Here is a 277-nt window from a genome sequence, read left to right on the forward strand (position 1 = left end):
TGTTGGTATCGCTGCCTTTGACATCGCCGGGGTTGTACCACGGGTCGGTGATGCCATCGAACGGATGACGCCCGACCTGATCGTTGGGATATCGATACCAGGCGTGGTCGACAAACTCCTGCACCTGCTGCGGATCAACCAAATCCACTGGCAGCACATTGTTGAAGTCGCCGTTAATCACCGCGCCGCCAGGCATCAGCAGACTTTTCTCGCCAAAGTCGTTGGCAATATCCGGGAATGCGCCGTAGCTGAGAACGCATTTATCAGAAAGACCAGT

At 55.2% G+C, this 277-nt stretch carries 1 protein-coding gene; it reads right to left on the bottom strand.

What is annotated here, in order from left to right:
* A partial coding sequence (locus tag R0J88_RS19805; protein ID WP_410900847.1) for a nickel-dependent hydrogenase large subunit occupies positions 1-277 on the bottom strand: 277 nt, incomplete at both ends.

The sequence above is a fragment of the Pseudoalteromonas sp. SIMBA_162 genome (assembly GCF_046535955.1).
Lineage (GTDB): Bacteria > Pseudomonadota > Gammaproteobacteria > Enterobacterales > Alteromonadaceae > Pseudoalteromonas > Pseudoalteromonas marina.